The 16,741-nt window shown below is 67.0% G+C and carries 14 protein-coding genes; 2 read left to right on the top strand and 12 right to left on the bottom strand.

All coding sequences use genetic code 11. The features are described from left to right. Positions 1-21: 21 nt before the first annotated feature. Together fmt and truA are read left to right on the top strand one after the other, a co-directional pair. Positions 22-948 carry a methionyl-tRNA formyltransferase gene (gene fmt / locus C8J40_RS14800; RefSeq protein ID WP_132897670.1) on the top strand — a complete coding sequence of 309 codons (927 nt, stop codon included), beginning with the start codon at positions 22-24 and terminating at the stop codon, positions 946-948. Then, positions 945-1,685, top strand: coding sequence for a tRNA pseudouridine(38-40) synthase TruA (truA, locus tag C8J40_RS14795; RefSeq protein WP_132897669.1), 741 nt, complete (start codon positions 945-947; stop codon positions 1,683-1,685). The genes fmt and truA overlap by 4 nt, the downstream gene beginning before the upstream one ends. Positions 1,686-1,754: 69 nt before the next feature. Here truA and C8J40_RS14790 read toward each other — a convergent pair whose 3' ends face one another. From C8J40_RS14790 to dapA, 12 genes are all read right to left on the bottom strand, one after another. After that, positions 1,755-2,951, bottom strand: coding sequence for a class I SAM-dependent RNA methyltransferase (locus C8J40_RS14790; protein WP_132897668.1), 1,197 nt, complete (start codon positions 2,949-2,951; stop codon positions 1,755-1,757). Beyond that, the gene (locus tag C8J40_RS14785) at positions 2,948-4,432 is read right to left on the bottom strand and encodes an NAD(P)H-hydrate dehydratase (protein ID WP_132897667.1); all 1,485 of its coding nucleotides are present in this window, start codon (positions 4,430-4,432) and stop codon (positions 2,948-2,950) included. The genes C8J40_RS14790 and C8J40_RS14785 overlap by 4 nt, the downstream gene beginning before the upstream one ends. Next, positions 4,429-4,803 carry a hypothetical protein gene (locus C8J40_RS14780; RefSeq protein WP_243693409.1) on the bottom strand — a complete coding sequence of 125 codons (375 nt, stop codon included), beginning with the start codon at positions 4,801-4,803 and terminating at the stop codon, positions 4,429-4,431. The genes C8J40_RS14785 and C8J40_RS14780 overlap by 4 nt, the downstream gene beginning before the upstream one ends. A 181-nt stretch (positions 4,804-4,984) precedes the next feature. Then, the gene (ilvD, locus tag C8J40_RS14775) at positions 4,985-6,706 is read right to left on the bottom strand and encodes a dihydroxy-acid dehydratase (protein WP_132897665.1); all 1,722 of its coding nucleotides are present in this window, start codon (positions 6,704-6,706) and stop codon (positions 4,985-4,987) included. A gap of 64 nt (positions 6,707-6,770) precedes the next feature. Beyond that, positions 6,771-6,959, bottom strand: a complete 189-nt coding sequence (locus tag C8J40_RS14770) for a hypothetical protein (protein ID WP_132897664.1) — start codon at positions 6,957-6,959, stop codon at positions 6,771-6,773. A gap of 215 nt (positions 6,960-7,174) precedes the next feature. Further along, the gene (locus C8J40_RS14765) at positions 7,175-7,525 is read right to left on the bottom strand and encodes a response regulator (RefSeq protein WP_093399563.1); all 351 of its coding nucleotides are present in this window, start codon (positions 7,523-7,525) and stop codon (positions 7,175-7,177) included. A gap of 49 nt (positions 7,526-7,574) precedes the next feature. Continuing rightward, on the bottom strand, positions 7,575-9,950 hold the full coding sequence (locus C8J40_RS14760) for a response regulator (protein ID WP_132897663.1): 2,376 nt from the start codon (positions 9,948-9,950) through the stop codon (positions 7,575-7,577). 321 nt (positions 9,951-10,271) lie between these two features. Continuing rightward, complete coding sequence (locus C8J40_RS14755; RefSeq protein WP_132897662.1) at positions 10,272-12,320, bottom strand: M13 family metallopeptidase; 2,049 nt, start codon at positions 12,318-12,320, stop codon at positions 10,272-10,274. Between the two features lie 120 nt (positions 12,321-12,440). Further along, positions 12,441-14,507 (bottom strand): M13-type metalloendopeptidase, encoded by a 2,067-nt coding sequence (locus C8J40_RS14750; RefSeq protein ID WP_132897661.1) that lies wholly within the window; start codon positions 14,505-14,507, stop codon positions 12,441-12,443. A 93-nt stretch (positions 14,508-14,600) separates the two neighbouring features. After that, positions 14,601-15,086 carry a DUF2062 domain-containing protein gene (locus tag C8J40_RS14745; RefSeq protein WP_107963017.1) on the bottom strand — a complete coding sequence of 162 codons (486 nt, stop codon included), beginning with the start codon at positions 15,084-15,086 and terminating at the stop codon, positions 14,601-14,603. A 78-nt stretch (positions 15,087-15,164) separates the two neighbouring features. Beyond that, positions 15,165-15,647: an SsrA-binding protein SmpB gene (smpB, locus tag C8J40_RS14740; protein WP_055879372.1), complete on the bottom strand. Its 483-nt coding sequence runs from the start codon at positions 15,645-15,647 to the stop codon at positions 15,165-15,167. Positions 15,648-15,806: 159 nt separating this feature from the next. Next, complete coding sequence (gene dapA, locus C8J40_RS14735) at positions 15,807-16,691, bottom strand: 4-hydroxy-tetrahydrodipicolinate synthase (RefSeq protein WP_132897660.1); 885 nt, start codon at positions 16,689-16,691, stop codon at positions 15,807-15,809. Between the last annotated feature and the right edge of the window lie 50 nt (positions 16,692-16,741).

Raw genomic sequence — 16,741 nt, 5'->3', positions numbered from 1 at the left:
GCCAGCGTGTTCGAGAGGGCCATGCGGATCATCTTCATGGGAACGCCGGACTTCGCTGTGCCGGTGCTGGAGGCCCTCGTCGCGGCGGGGCATGAATTGGTGGCGGCGTATTGCCAGCCGGCGCGACCGGGCGGGCGGCGTGGGCGCGAACTGGTGCCCTCGCCGGTGCAGCTTCGGGCGGAGGCGCTCGGGATCGAGGTGCGGACGCCGGTGTCGTTCAAGGCGTCTCTGCCGGAGGGGCTGGAGGCTCGCGCGGCGTTTGCGGCTTTGAACGCGGATGTGGCGGTCGTTGCGGCGTATGGCCTTATTCTGCCGCGCGCGGTGCTGGAGGCGCCTCGGTTCGGGTGTTTGAACGTGCATGGATCGCTGTTGCCGCGGTGGCGCGGGGCGGCGCCGGTGCAGCGCGCCATCCTCGCGGGCGATGCCGAGACGGGGGTCGGGATCATGCAGATGGAGGCGGGTCTGGATACCGGGCCGGTTCGGCTCGAGGGGCGGACGCCGATCGTCGGGAAGACCGCGGGGGATCTGACGTCCGAGCTCTCGGCGATGGGGGCTCGGTTGATGGTCGAGGTGCTGGGCGATCTGGACGCCTACCCTGCCCGGCCGCAGCCCGAGGAGGGCGTCACGTACGCTGCGAAGATCGAGAAGGCGGAGGCGCGGATCGATTTCGAGCGGTCGGCGGTCGAGGTCGAGCGGCTGGTGCGGGCGATGAACCCGGCACCGGGGGCTTGGTTCGAGCATGCGGGCGAGCGGGTGAAGGTGCTGGCGGCGGACGTGTTGCCGTTCTCGTTTCTTGGGTGCGAGGGGCTGACGGTCAATGCCGAGCTGACGATCGGGTGTGGCGACGGGGCGATCCGGCCGACCTTGGTGCAGCGGGCGGGGCGCGGCTTGACCTCGGCGGAGGAAATGCTGCGCGGGTTTCCGATTCGGTCGGGGACCCAGCTTTGACACGGTTCGCGTTGACGGTGGAGTTCGACGGGCGGCCGTTCATGGGCTGGCAGCGGCAGAAGCACGGGCCGAGCGTGCAGGCGGCGCTGGAGGCCGCGGTGTTGAAGATGACCGGCGAGACGGCGTCGGTGCAAGCGGCGGGGCGGACCGATGCCGGCGTGCACGGGATGGCGATGCGCGCGCATGTCGACATCGCGAAGCCGCTCGCGGCGTTTCGGTTGATGGAGGGGCTGAATGCGATGGTGAAGCCGGCGCCGGTGTCTGTGCTGGCGTGCGAGGTGGTCGACGACGATTGGCATGCGCGGTTTTCGTGCATCGGGCGGTCGTACGAGTACCGGATCGTCAACCGGCGCTCGCCGTTGACGTTCGAGGCGGGGCTGGCGTGGCAGGTGCCGCAGTTGCTGGATGCGGGGGCGATGGCGGAGGCTGCGGGGGCGCTGGTTGGGCGGCATGACTTCACGACGTTTCGGTCAGCGCACTGCCAGGCGGATAGTCCGGTGCGGACTCTCGATCGGCTTGAGGTGGTGCGCGAGGGGGAGCGGCTATTCGTCTATGCGGCGGCGCGGTCGTTCCTGCACCATCAGGTGCGGTCTATGGTCGGGTGTCTGGCGCTGGTGGGTATGGGGCGCTGGGCGGTTGGCGATGTTGCGGCTGCGCTCGCGGCGAAGGACCGGGCGATGCTGGGGCTGAATGCACCGCCTGACGGGTTGTTCTTCGTGAATGCTGTTTACCCCTAAGCTTGTTCCCCCGCGAAGGCGGGGGTCCAGTCTGGGCCACCGCCTTCGCGGGGGAACAATCTTCTACGGTTACCGGACGAACTTCGCGGCTAGCTCGACATGCGTCGACCAGCGGAACTGGCCGACGGGCTGGACCCAGTCGATCCGCCAGCCCGCGTCGCACAGCTCCTTGGCATCGCGCGCGAAGCTCGCCGGATTGCACGAGACGTATGCGATCACCGGCGTCTTGCATTCCGCGAGCGCAGTCGCCTGTTCGCGCGCGCCCGAGCGGGGCGGATCGATCACCACCGCGTCGAAGCGGTCGAGTTCGGCCACCGTCAGCGGGCGGCGATAGAGATCGCGGTGCTCCGGGTAGACCGGCCGTTGCGTGCGGTGCGCGGCGGCCTTCAGCGAGCCGAGTGCGTCGCGCGCGCCTTCGGCCGCATAGACCTTCGCCGGGATTGCCAGCGTGAAGGTGCCGAGGCCGGCGAAAAGGTCGGCGACCGTCGCTGGTTTGCCGATCGCTTCCAGGACGGCGGCGGTGAGTGCGGCTTCGCCATCGGGGGTAGCCTGGAGGAACGACGCGGGGGGGAGCGGCACGGGGACGCCGCCGAGCGTGATCGTGACCGCGTCGGGCTCCCACCGCGTCTCGGGTCCGAGGCCATCGTCGAACGCTACGCGGGCGATCTTGTGGTCTTCGCAGAATTTGGTGAGCGCTTCGGCGGCGGGGAGGCCTTCTGGGGCGAACCCCGTGATCAGGATGTCCGCGCCCTGGTCGGCGAGCGTCAGGTGGATGTCCGCGCGGCGGCGGAAGTTGAGGCGCTTGAGCAGTTGGCGGAGCGGCTGGACGAGCGCGAAGAGGCGCGGATCGAGGATCCAGCATTCCTTGATGTCGACGATCGTGTGCGCCTTCTCCGCGGTGAAGCCGAGCGTGATCTTGCCGCCCTTGGCCTCGGCGTGGAGCGTCGCGCGGCGGCGGCTGCGCTCGGGGGAGATGTGCGGCGTGCGGATCGGCGCGGACAGGTCCTGGCCGTCGAGCGCGGAGGCGATGCGGTCGGTGACGAACTCGGCATAGGCCTGGTCGTCGAGATGCTGGAGCTGGCAGCCGCCGCAGGTCGGGAAATGCACGCAGGGGGGAATCTGGTGGTGCGGGCCGGGGATTACCGTGCCGTCGGCGGCGAGCGTGTCGCCGGGTGCCGAGAAGGCGGCGTGGCGGCCGTCGGCGGTCATGCCGTCGCCGCGCGCTGCGACGCGGACGATCGTGTCGATATTCGTTTCAGAGGTCATAGCGATGCTCTGGCCGACCGGAGCGCTTCCGCCAAGTCGTCGGCGATGAAAGCCGCGCCCAATCGCCGGGCAGCGTCACCGTGGAGCCACACTCCTGCGCAGGCTGCGTCGAGTGGTTCGAGCCCGGCGGCCAGCATCGCGCCGATCGCGCCGGCGAGGACGTCGCCGGTGCCGGCGGTGGAGAGCCAGTCGCTGGCGTCCTGTGCGATGCGGACGCGGCCATCGGGTGCGGCGATGACGGTGTCGGCGCCCTTGAAAACGACGACGGCGTTCGCGCGGACGGCTGCGTCTCGGGCTCTCGCGATCTTGTCGGCATCGGATTTGCCGAAGAGCGCGTCGAACTCGCCGGCGTGGGGCGTGAGAATGACTGGGACCGTCAGCGCCTTGATCCGCTCGGGCGCGATGAGGCGGAGCGCGTCGCCATCGATGATCAGTGGGTGGTTTGAGATCAGCGCCGCTTCGAGGCGGGTTTTGGCGAGGTCGTCGCGGCCGAGACCGGGGCCGATCACGAGTGCGCCGATGCGGTCGTTGGCGAGCGCGTGGTCGGTGAACGGTGCGCGGACGAGCGCGTGGGGCGGGCCTTGGCTGTCGCCGAGCAGGGTTACGTAGCCTGCGCCGGCGCGCATCGCGGCGAGCGCTGCGAGGTCGGCGGCACCGGACATGGTGCCGGCGATGATCGCGACCATGCCTCGGGTGTATTTGTGCGAGTCGGGGCCGGGGGTTGGGAGAATTGGGGCCTTCAGGACTTCGGCCTGGCTGAGCGTGGGGACGCCGATGTCGAGGAGGCGAATCTGGCCGCAATAGCGCGCGGCGGGTTGGAGGAGGTGCGCTGGCTTCACCGCGCCGAGCGCAAGGGTGAGGTTGAAGACGGGCGGCGTGCTCAGCGCCTCGCCGGAGTCGGTGGCGAGGCCACTAGGGAGGTCTACTGCGATGCTGAGTTGGGCGGCGTTGGCGAGTGCGTGAAGGCACTCGACCACAGACCGTTCCCCCGCAGACGCGGAGGCCCAGAGTAGGCCGTTGGGTGAGCGCTCGGAACTCAGCTGGGCCCCCGCGTCCGCGGGAGAACGGTTGGGGGTGGGTGTCGAACCGGAATCGAGCGGGCGGGTCAGACCGGTGCCGAACAGCGCGTTAACCAAGATCGGGGCGGGCATCGCCGCCGCCAGCGTTTCGACCGGGCCGGACCACCCTGCCCTTGCCGACTTTGCCGCATCCGTCTTCGGAGTCGACAGCGCCGCGACGCGGACCGCCACGCCCATTTCCACCAGCACCCGTGCCGCGATATAGCCGTCGCCGCCGTTGTTGCCGGGGCCACACAGGATCAGCACGTCGTTCGCGCCGGCCAACCGGCGGACCGCGTGCGCGATTGCAGTACCGGCACGCTCCATCAACGTTTCGACCGACACGCCTCCGGCGATTACCGCGTCTTCCGCCGCGCGCATTTCGGCGGCGGTCAGGATCGCCTGGCCCTCGATGTGAATCATGACGGCTTGGTCGCGCTCCTGACGGTGGCTGGGAGGCGGTAGCGAGCGTCGCCGATCGACACCTCGATACGGTTGCCCTCGACCAGGCCGACCTTGGCGACCTCTGCCCCGTCCGCCGCGACGACGCCGCGGCCGTCGTTGGTCACGAGCAGGCGGCGGAACGCGCCATCGGGGTGGCGGATCGTCAGGATCGGGCCAGTCTCGCCCTTGGCCTGTTCGATCGTGCAGACCGTTTCGAGCGCTGCGGCCCCGCGGGCGCAGGGGATGCGGGGGTCGCCGGCGAACTTCTTGGCCTGCTTGGCGGTCTGCCCGGCCGCGACTTGCGTACTGGATGGCTTGCCTGGCCCGCATGCCGCGAGGGGGAACGACAAGAGGGCGAGGCACAGGAGGCAGTTCACTGTCTTACTGGAGCCGGTATCTGAACCACCATCCGTCATCCCAGCGAAAGCTGGGATCTCCCCGTTCGGGTCGCGGCACGCGCCAACCGGGATACCCCAGCTTTCGCTGGGGTGACGGGTGGAGCGCGCGTCTCGTTTACCTATCCGCGTGGTCTCAGATATCCGCGTAGACATGGGTTTCGGCTGCGGCTCCAGGGTGCGTGACTGCGCCCTTGTACGCGGGGCCGACGGTCTTCGCATAGCGCCAGAGTGCGCCCGAACCGTAATCGTTGGTGCGCGGCACCCACGCGGCACGCCGCGCCGCCATCACGTCCTCGGGCACGTCGAGGTCGATCGTGCCGGCCTCGGCGTCGATGTGGATGATGTCGCCATTCTCGACCAATGCGATCGGACCGCCGTCCGCCGCTTCGGGACCGACATGGCCGATGCAGAAGCCGCGGGTGCCGCCGGAGAAGCGACCGTCGGTGATCAAAGCGACGCTCTCGCCCATACCCAGGCCGTAGAGCGCGGCGGTGGTCGACAGCATCTCGCGCATGCCGGGGCCGCCCTTGGGGCCTTCATAGCGGATGACGATGACCTCACCCTCGTTGATCTCGCGGTTCTCGACGGCGGCGAAGGTGTCCTCCTCGCAATCGAACACGCGTGCCGGGCCGCTAAACTGGAGGCGGTGCAAGCCCGCGACCTTCACGATCGCGCCGTCGGGGGCGAGGCTGCCGCGCAGGCCGACGACGCCGCCGGTCGGGGTGATCGGCGTGGTGATGTCGTAGATGACCTTCTGGTCGGGATTCCACGTCACCTGATCGATATTCTCGCCGAGCGTCTTGCCCGACACGGTCATGCAATTGCCGTCAAGAAACCCGCCGGCGAGCATCGTCTTCATCAGCATGTAGACGCCGCCAGCTTCGTACATGTCCTTCGCGACATATTTCCCGCCGGGTTTGAGGTCGGCGATGTACGGCGTGGTCTTGAAGGCCTCGGCGACGTCGAACAGGTCGAACTCGATGCCGACCTCATGCGCCATCGCAGGCAGATGCAGCGCGGCGTTGGTCGAGCCCCCGGTCGCGGCTACGACGCGCGCGGCGTTGATGAACGCCTCGCGCGTGCAGATATCGCGCGGGCGGATGTTGCGCTCGATCAGCTCCATGATCTGGACGCCGGCGGCATGCGCGATCTGTTCGCGGCTGCTATACGGCGCGGGCGTCATGTTGCTGTTCGGCATCGACAATCCGATCGCCTCGGCGACGCAGGCCATCGTGTTCGCGGTGAACTGGCCACCACACGCGCCGGCGCTGGGACAGGCGACCTTTTCTAGCGCGTGGACTTCGGACAGCGGGCACGCGCCGGCTGCGTATTTGCCGACGATTTCGAACACGTCGACGACCGTCACGTCCTTGTCGTGGAAACGGCCGGGCAGGATCGAGCCGCCATAGACGAAGATCGACGGCACGTTGAGCCGCAGCATCGCCATCATCATGCCGGGCAGCGACTTGTCGCAGCCGGCAAAGCCGATCAGCGCGTCGTAGCAATGGCCGCGCACGCTGAGCTCGACCGAGTCGGCGATGACCTCGCGGCTGACCAGGCTGGTCTTCATGCCCTGATGGCCCATCGCGATGCCGTCGGTGACGGTGATCGTGTTGAACCGGCGCGGCATGCCGCCGCCCTGGATCACGCCGAGGCGCGCGACATCGGCCTGCGCGTCGAGCGTGATGTTGCAGGGCGCGCTGTCGTTGCCGGCGCTGGCGACGGCGACGAACGGCTTGGCGATATCCTCTTCGGGAATCCCCATCGCGTAATAATAACTGCGATGCGGGGCGCGTTCGGGGCCGACCGAGACATGACGGCTCGGCAGGCGTGATTTGTCGAAACGGTTGCTCATGGCGACCGCCTATGTCGCGGGAGGGGGCATTTGCGCAAGAGAGTTGCGGGGTTCAGCAGGGAATTTAGTGGGATATCGCCATCAGCGCGATCAGCATGACCATGATGCCGATCGTAATCACGAACAGCGTGGCGAGGATCAGGAAAGTGCCGCTCTCGTTGTCGAACGCCCAGGCGATCGGGAGAAGCGCCAGTATGGCGACGGCGACGGCGGCGCTTATGCCGAAAAGCCCGTACGCGGTTATCAGAGCCATTACCGTACACGTCAGCGTAACCGCGCGCGCTCGTGACGGTCGCATCAAACGTGGCTGTAAGTTGTCATGCCGGAAGATCATGCGCTTCGTAAGGATATTAGCAAGCGTCGGCCATTCCCTCTCCCCTTAGGAGAGGAAGGGAGCGCTTTAGGCGTCAGCGCCCTCAGCCTTCCGCTATGCAGCTAGGCCCGCCCATCTCCCCGTGGAAGAACGCATTAAAGGCCTTCGAGCGCCTTCGCCACGCCGTCCATCGTGAAGGGCTTCTGCAACCGCGGACGATCGCGAAATTCGGGGGCCACACCGTCATCGCCGCCGCCGGTGGCGAAGACGAAGGGGACGCCTTTCGCGGCAAGCGCCTCGGCGACCGCGGTGCTCTTCTCGCCGCCGCGCAGGTTCACGTCGAGGATCGCGCCGTCGACGCCGCCCTCTTCGATCCGCTTCAGGGCGTCGGCTACGGTATCGACCGAGCCTGCGACTCCCTTGTCCAGAACTTCGAGAAAATCCTCGAGCATCATGGCGATCAACGGTTCGTCCTCGACGATGAGGATCTGCTGGGGAGCGGTCATGCCATGCGCATAGTCGGGATTGTTACGACTTGCCAACATCTTGTTCGAATCACCGCGCTGCCAGCACGTCTCGTGCCGCCTCGGCGAGTTCCTGGACCGAGAAGGGCTTGGGCAGGAACGCGACGTTGTCGAGGTCGATCGACTTGCGCAACTGCTCCTCGGCATAGCCCGACATGAACAGGATCGGCAGGTCGGGGAATTTTTCGCGTGCATGGCGCACCATCGTCGGGCCGTCCATCTGGGGCATCACGACGTCGCTGATCAGCAGGTCGGGGCGGCCGTGTTTCTCCAGCACTTCCAGCGCGACTTCGCCGTTTTCCGCGGTCAGCACGGTATAGCCCTGTCGCGTCAGCGCACGCTCGGCGACCGCGCGGACCATATCCTCGTCCTCGACCAGCAGGATCGTGCCGGTACCCCAGAGATCGACCGGCTTCGGCGTGGGTTTCACCACCGCGGGGCGCGTCGTGGCGGGCGCCGAGTGGACCGGCAGGTACATCGAGAAGGTCGCGCCCTGCCCCGGTTTGCTATCGGCGAAGATGTACCCGCCGGACTGCTTGACGATGCCGTAGACGGTCGAAAGGCCGAGCCCAGTGCCCTTGCCGAACTCCTTCGTCGTGAAGAACGGCTCGAAGATCTTGGGCAGCACGTCGGGCGGGATGCCGGTGCCGGTGTCCTGGACGATCAGCGCGGTGTAGTCGGCGACGGGCAGGATGTCGGACGCCATCTCGCGCACTTCCGATGCCGGCACTGCACGTGTGGTGATCGTCAGCACGCCGCCACCGCGCGCGTTGGCGGAAACGATCGCGTCGCGCGCATTGACCGCAAGATTGACGACGACCTGTTCCAGCTGGCCCGGATCGGCGCGCACCGGGCCGAGGTTGCGGCCGTGTGTCATGTCGAGGCGGACGTTCTCGCCCATCAGGCGCTTGAGCAGGTTCGACACCTCGGAGACGACGTCGGGGAGCTGGAGGATCTGCGGACGAAGCGTCTGCTGGCGCGAGAAGGCGAGCAGCTGGCGGGTGAGGCTGGCGGCGCGGTTCGAGTTGGTGCGGACCTGCTGGATGTCGTCGTAGTCGCTGTCGCCGGGCGAATGGCGCATCAGCATCAGGTCGCAATGGCCGATGATCGCGGTCAGGATGTTGTTGAAATCGTGCGCGACGCCGCCGGCAAGCTGACCGACCGCCTGCATCTTGGTGGCTTGGGCGACTTCGCGCTTGAGGCGGGACTCCTCGCTGTTGTCCTTGAGGCTGAGCAGGACCGCGGCGTCGCCTAGGCCGCGTGCGCCGGCGATGGTGAGCGCGACCGGCTCGTCGGGATGATCCTTGAGGCGCACGGCCATGTCGGCGGAGTGCGTCGCTCCGTTCGCGAACTTTCGGATCGCGTCGGCGACCGCGGCCTTGTCCTCGCGGACGACGAGATCGCCGGGGTAGAGCGGCGGGGCGACCGAATTGACGCCGGCGGCGCGCAGGAACGAGTCGTTCATCTGCAGGAAGCGGCCGTCGCGATCGACCAGCGCCATCCCGAACGGCATCATGCTGACGAGGCTGCGGACGTGCGCGGAGGCACTGGCGCCGAGTGCGGGCGCGTCCTCCTCGTCGTCGAGCAGCGCGACCAGCACGGGCGCGTCGTCACCTTCGAGGAACGGGATCTGGAGAACGCGGAGTGGCGTCCCTTCGAGGCCCTCGCGCTCGAACCGGACGAGGCCGCGGCTGTCGGTGATCAGGAAACGGGCGAAATCGCGGCCTTCGATCGGCTCGTAATCGTTGCCGCAGGCGCGTTTGCGCAGCACCCGGTTGGCGGTGCGGACGCGGCCATCGGGCGATAGCAATGCCGCCATGATGCCGCTGCCGCCGAGCCGGTCGCCGGTCGGGCCGGCGAGCAGCACGGCGAGCGTCTCGGCAAGGTCGTGTTCCTGTGCGGTGACGAAACGCCAGACCAGCATGTCGGCGTCGTCGCCGGCGCGGGCGATGGCCGCGGACAGGCAGATACCGCGGGCGTTCAGGCGGTCAACCTGCGCGGTGCCGTCACGCCACGCGGCGCGACCGGCGTCGGCGAGATCCGCGACGCCGGCTTCGTCGAGCGGCAGGCCTGGCGGTGTGGGAAACCCTTCGAACAGCGCTTCGTAGGCGTCGTTCGCGCAGACCAGGCGCCCGGCGCGGTCGGTGATCGCGATCGCGTCGGTGCCGGCCTCGGCGACGGCGCGCGTGAGGTCCCAGTCGACCGGGCGGGGCGCGTCCCTGACCACCGGGTTGAGCAGGCGCCAGGCGATGACCGCACCGACGACGATGATGGCAGCGGCGAAAAATCCGGCCGCAGCGATCCAGCTGCCGACGAGCAGCAGGACGATCCCGGCGGCGGCAATACCGGCGAGCGCGGCAACGAGCGCGGCGTTGCGGGCGGGGGTGGGTTTAGCGAACGATGCCATCGGCGGAGTCATCCGCTCAAGCGGGGTTGGGCGTCAAGCGCGATGCGTGTGATAGGGGTAGCGACGGCCCTGATCCCCACCGCTTCCTGAAACGGCACCACCCCGGCGGAGGCCGGGGCCCAGGTGGAAAAATGGTCGTAACGAAGCGCCGTCCGTCCTTAGCACCGTCCCCCAACTGGGCCCCGGCCTTCGCCGGGGTGGCGGCTATGATAGGCCGTCACGATCATCACCCCCGCTGTTCCCCCGCGAAGGCGGGGGTCAACGCTTGTGGTTCCTGGGCCCCCGCCTTCGCGGGGGAACCAGAGGTAGCCGGTGCACCCGTTACCAGATTCGAACGCGCTGCTCCGGGGCCAAATACAGCTTCTGGCCAGGCGTCGGCTTGTATGCCGCGTACCAGGGGTCAAGGTTCCGGACGACCCACGCACGTTGCTGCGACGGTGAGTGAGGATCGGTCAGCAACCGGTTGCGAAGGTTGGCTTCGCGATAGTTGCGGCGCCAGACCTGCGCCCAGCCGAGATAGAAGCGCTGGTCGCCGGTGAACCCGTCGAGCACGGGCGCAGTCTTGCCACCGAGTGCGGTGTGATAGGCGTCGTACGCCACCGTCAAACCCGCGAGATCGGCGATGTTCTCGCCCATCGTTAGCTGACCCTTCACGTGCATGCCGGGCAGCGGCTCATACGCGTCGTACTGCGCACCGAGCTTGCCGGTGAGCGCGTTGAAGCCGGCAATGTCCTTGGGCGTCCACCAGTCGGTAAGCTGGCCCTTGGCATCATATTTCGAGCCCTGGTCGTCGAAATGATGGCTCAGCTCGTGGCCGATCACCGCGCCGATGCCGCCGTAATTGACCGCATCGTCGGCCTTCGGATCGAAGAACGGCGGCTGCAGGATCGCGGCGGGGAAGACGATCTCGACCATGCCGAAATTGGCATAGGCGTTCACCGTCATCGGCGTCATGCCCCATTCCCAGCGCTGCAACGGCTTGCCGAGCTTGGAAATATTATCCTGGTGCTGCCATTCGTTCGCGCGCCATTCGTTGCCGAACGCATCGCCCGACGTGATCGTCAGGCCCGAGAAATCCTTCCACTGGCTCGGATAGCCGATCTTGGGCGTGAAGGCGGCGAGCTTGGCGTGCGCCTTGACCTTGGTCTCGGGCGCCATCCATTCGAGCTTGTCGATCCGGCGACCCATCGCGGCGAGGACGTTCTTGACGAGCTTGTCGGCCGCGGCCTTGGTTTCGGGCGGAAAATATTGCGCGACGTAGAGCTTGCTGACCTCGTCATCGAGCGCGCCGGAGGTGAACTGGACGCCGCGCTTCCAGCGGGCTTCCTGCTCGGGCGTGCCGCCGAGGACGGTGCCGTAGAAGGCGAACTGCTCGGCGTCGAACGCCTTGGGGAGGACGTCGGCGTAACCGTCGAGCGAGCGGAGGATCAGCTGGTCCTTGAGCACGCCGATCGGCGCGGTCGAGACGAGCTTGGCGATGCCGGTGATCGCGGAGGGCTGTGCGACGATGACGGTCGGGACGGGTGTGCCGATGCCCTTGAAATACGCGGCGAAATCGAAGCCGGGGGCGCGCTTGGAGAGGTCGGCGACGGTCATCTTGTTGTAGGTCTTGGTGGCGTCGCGGCTGTCGACGCGGGTCCAGCTGACCTTGGCGATCTCGGTCTCGAACGCGAGCAGCGCGGTGGCGCGGGCCTCGGCATTGGGTTCGCCGGCCAAGGTGAGCATCTTGACGATGTGCGCGCGGTAGGCGTTGCGTGCCTCGACGAGCTTGGCGTCGGTGCTGAGGTAGTAATCGCGGTCGGGGAGGCCGAGGCCGGACTGGCCGAGCGAGAGCGCGTATTGCTCAGGGGACTTGTCGTCCTGGCCGACGCCGCCGCCGAACGGGCCGCGGATGCCGGCGCGGTCGGCTTCGGCGAGGAGCGCGGGGTATTGGGCGCGGTCGGTCAGCGCGGCGATTGTCTTCAGCCACGGGCGGATCGGCGCGAGACCCTTGGCCTCGATCGTGCCGGTGTCCAGATAGGTCGCATAGGCGCGGCCGATCTTCGAGTTCGGGTCCTTCGCGGCGGTGTCGAGGATGCCGCGCGTGCGCGTCTCGGACAGGTCGGAGAGGAGATTGAACGAGCCGTAGTTCGATTTGTCGGCAGGGATCGGGGTGTTCTTGGACCAGTTGCCGTTGGCGAAGGTGTAGAAGTCGTCGCCGGGCTGGACGGTCTTGTCCATGCCCTTCTCGTCGAAGCCGAACGTGCCGTATTGGGCGCCGGTCGAGGTGGCTGGAGCGGCTGGCGTTGGCTCAGCCGTTTGCGAGATGGCGGCGGTGACGCCGGTGATGGCGGTTGCGGCCAGCAGGCCGGCGACGATGAACGACTTCATGTTTCTCTCCAAACTTCGTCACCCTGACGAAAGTCACAATCCAGAGCCGACAGCAGCGCGTGCGTGGCTCTGGATCCTGGGTCGAGCCCAGGATGACGGGACTCTATGGGACGGCGTCAGTTACCAGATACGGACGCGGTTGGCGGGGGCGAGGTAGCTCGCCTCACCCGGCTTGGCGCCGAATGCGGCGTACCACGGGTCGAGGTTGCGAACCGTGAGGACGCGCTGATGACCCGGCGAATGCGGGTCCGACAGCAACGCCTGCTGGAGCGCCGCGTCGCGCCACTTGGTGCGCCAGACACCCGCCCAACCGTAGTAGAAGCGTTGGTCGCCGGTGGTGCCGTCGATGATCGGCGCCTGCTTGCCGCCGAGCGACTTGTGATACGCGTCGTACGCGACCGTCAGGCCGGCAAGATCGGCGATGTTCTCGCCGAGAGTCAGGCCGCCCTGGATGTGCTGGCCGGGCAAGGGCTCGTACGCGTCATACTGCTTCACCAGCGCGTCGGTGAACACCTTGAAGCGCGCGACGTCCTGCGGCGTCCACCAGTCGGTGAGCTTGCCGTTGAGGTCGTATTTGCGGCCCTGGTCGTCGAAGTGGTGGCTGATCTCGTGACCGATCACCGCGCCGATACCGCCGTAATTGACCGCCGGGTCCGCCTTCGGATCGAAGAACGGCGGCTGGAGGATCGCGGCAGGGAAGACGACCTCGTTCATCGTCGGGTTCGCATAGGCGTTGATCGTCATCGGCGTCATGAACCACTCAGCCCGATCGATCGGCTGGCCGAGCTTCTTCAGGTCGCGGTCGTATTCGAACGCGTTGGCGCGCGCGACGTTACCGACGAGATCGCCGCGCTGGATCTGGAGCGCCGAATAATCGCGCCACTTGTCCGGATAGCCGATCTTCGGGGTGAAGGCGGCGAGCTTGGCGAGCGCCTTGGTCTTGGTCTCGGGCGCCATCCATTCGAGGTTCCGGAGACGCTCGCCCATCGCCGCGATGACGTTCTTGACGAGGTCGTCGGCTGCCGCCTTCGATGCGGGCGGGAAATACTTCGCGACGTATTGCTGGCCGATCGCCTCGCCCATCGCGCCCGATACGGTCGAGACGCCGCGCTTCCAGCGGACCTGCTGCTCGGGCGTGCCGGACAGCGTGGTGCCGTAGAACGCGAAGTTGGTCTTGTCGAAATCGCTCGACAGATACGGCGCGTAGGAACGCAGCACCTTGAGCATGGCATAGTCCTGAAGGACGTTGACCGGCGTGTCGGCGAACACCTTCGCCTCGCCCGTCACTGCGCTCGGCTGTGCGACGAGGTAGAACGGACGGCCGGTAACGCCCATCGCGGTCATGTACTGCGCCCACGGGAAGCCGGGCGCTTTCGCGGCGAAGTCGGCGGCGGTCCATTTGTTGTAGGTCTTGTCGGCGTCGCGGCTCTCGATCCGCGTCCAATGCGCGGTCGCGAGGCCCTTCTCCATGTTGAACACGGCGGCGGCGCGGGTCGCCGCGTTGGGCTCGCCGGCCAGCGTCAGCATCCGCGCCAGATACGCCTGGTAGGCGGTGCGGATGGTCGCGAGCTTGGCGTCGACCTTGAGATAATAATCGCGGTCGGGGAGGCCGATACCGCTCTGGCCGAGCTGGACGACATAGGTGGTCGGGTCCTTGTCGTCCTGCGATACGCCGACGCCGACGAGGCCGCCGACGCCTTGCCGCTGGAGTTTGGCAATCTCGGTGACGAGTGCGGTCTTGTCCTTGGTCGCCTTCAGCGCGGAGAGCATCGGCTTGACCGGCGTGGCGCCCTTCGCGTTCACCGCCGCCTCGTCCATGAAGCTCGTGTAGAAATCACCGACCTTGTCGCCGGGCGTCTTGGCGGAGACGTCGAGGATCGTGCGGGTGCGTTCGAGCGACAGGTCCTGAAGGACGTGGAACATGCCGTAGGACGAGCGATCGGCGGGGATCGGCGTGGTCTTCACCCAGCCGCCGTTCGCGTAATCGAAGAAGTCGGTGCCCGGCGTCACGCTGGTATCGCGGCCGGCCATGTCGAAGCCGAAATCGCCGATCTGCGGCTTGTTGGCATCCTTGGCGGCGACGGGGCCCTTGGCAGCCTTGGCGAGGGTCGGCGACGGCGCACTAGTTTGGGCGAAAGCCGATGCGGCGGACGCGAGCAGGATCACGGTAACAATCGACTTACGCATCAAGAACCTCGGAGAAAGATCTTCAGGATGCGGTGTGTTCTACGCCGATAGGACGGTCCGTCAATTCGGGTAGGTCAATATTAGTGACGATTGTTACGATCCGCGATTGTCGTGGCGATTGCGCCACTTGCGCGCGATCCACAATCGCCAGCCGAGCGCACTGAGTGCATAGCCGCCGACCGAACAGACAACGGTAATGACCAGCAGGCCGAGCGCTGTGGCGGGTCCCGCCTGCATCAGCCAGGGGATCCATTCAGTGCGTGCCGCGGCGTCCGCGACGGGCTGGCCGGGGACGTGCGCGTCGAGCCGGAGCAGCGACGAGCCGATCCAATAGGCCGCGATCCAGAGCGGCGGCGTGGTCAGCGGGTTGGTGATGAAGGTGGTCAGCGCCGCGGTCGGCACGTTGGCGCGGAACGGCAGCGCGAAGATCGCGGCGACAGGCGTCTGCGCGACCGGGATCAGAATGCCCGCGACCATCCCGAGCGCGACGCCGCGCGGGACCGAGCGGCGTGTGAAACGCCAGAGTTCGGGCGCAAGGACGCGGTGCGCGACGGGGCGGAGAAGACGGTTCCGCTCCATCGATTCGCGGGTCGGCAAGTTGCGATGCGACCACGCCGCGAGGCGCCCGAAGATACTGCCCGGCGCCTTCGACACAGGCTATCCGCGATCCCGCATGATCCGGCCCTGCTCGCGCTTCCAGTCCTGTTCCTTCACCGAATCGCGCTTGTCGTGATTCTGCTTGCCCTTGGCGAGCGCCAGTTCGATCTTCGCGCGGCCCTTCGAATTGAAGTAGATCATCAGCGGCACGAGCGTCATGCCCTGGCGTGCGACCGCCCCGAACATCTTGTTGATCTCGCGCTCGTGCAGCAGTAATTTGCGCGGGCGCTTGGGCTCGTGGTTGAAGCGGTTGCCGTGGCTGAATTCGGGAATGTTCGAATTCACCAGGACGACGTTCTTGCCCTTCACCTCGGCATAGGCCTCGGCGATCGAGCCTTCGCCGCCACGCAGCGCCTTCACCTCGGTGCCCGTGAGCGCGATGCCCGCCTCGAACACCTGCTCGATATAATAATCATACCGCGCGCGCCGGTTCTCGGCGACGATCTTGGTCTTCTCGAAGGTCGGGGGTTTGGGACGTGCCATGGGACGCGCGATGTAGGAGGTCGCGAGGCTTAGGGGAAGCGGTGGGGCGCTATTCGCTCAAACAAACGCCGTTCTCCTGCGAACGCAGGAGTCCAGGGTAGCACGCGGCGGTCCTCTCGATCCTGGGCTCCTGCTTTCGCAGGAGAACATGCAGGGGGTTCAGGCCAGACCGGCGTGCGCCAAGGCAGCGTCGACTGCGGCGCGCGATGCTTCACCGGCGGGGGTCATCGGCAGGCGCAGTGTCTCCGGGAAGCCCGCCTGCACCTTCGTCATCGCGTACTTCACCGGGCCCGGCGAGGCGTCGGTGAACAGCGCCTCGTGCAACGGATAAAGCTTATCCTGATAGGCCAGCGCCTTGATGAAATCGCCAGCCTGGCACGCCGCCTGAAACTCTGCGCAGAGCTTCGGCGCGACGTTGGCGCTTACCGAGATGCATCCGGTGCCGCCCATGACGTTGAACGCCAGCGCGAGGTCGTCATTGCCTGACAGCTGGCAGAAATCCGGCCCGCACGACGCGCGATGCTGAGAGACGCGGGCGAGGACGCCGCTGGCATCCTTCACGCCGACGAACACGTCCGGGAACGCTGTGACGATCCGCGCCAAGGTCGCTGGCTGAATGTCCGTTACCGTCCGCGCGGGGACGTTGTAGAGGATGATCGGCAGCGGGGTCGACGTCGCGAGTGCCTCGAAGTGGCGGAAGATCCCCTCCTGCCCCGGCCGGTTGTAATAAGGCGGGACCATCAGCGCGGCGTCTGCGCCGGCGTCCTTTGCGGCACGCAGGTTTGCCGATGCGACGCGCGTATCGTTCGAGCCCGCGCCGGCGATGACGGGGACGCGGCCCTTCGCCTGATCGACGCAGACGCGGACCACATGGAAATGCTCGTCGTACGACAGGGTCGCCGCCTCGCCGGTCGTCCCGCACGCCACCAGCCCCGACGAGCCTTCGACGATCTGCCATTCGATGAAGTCGCGATAGGCGGTTTCGTCGAAGCTGCCATCGGCGGCGAACGGCGTGACGAGCGCCGGAATAGATCCTGAAAACATGCGGTAGCCTGCGGTCCTGTTGCGCCGGATGTCTTGCAAAATCCGGATTT

Origin of the sequence: Sphingomonas sp. PP-CC-3A-396 (assembly GCF_004343105.1) — a bacterium.
In the GTDB taxonomy this organism is placed as follows: domain Bacteria; phylum Pseudomonadota; class Alphaproteobacteria; order Sphingomonadales; family Sphingomonadaceae; genus Sphingomonas.
Note: the sequence above shows the minus strand (reverse complement) of the source record. Positions and strands in the feature narration are given on the sequence as shown.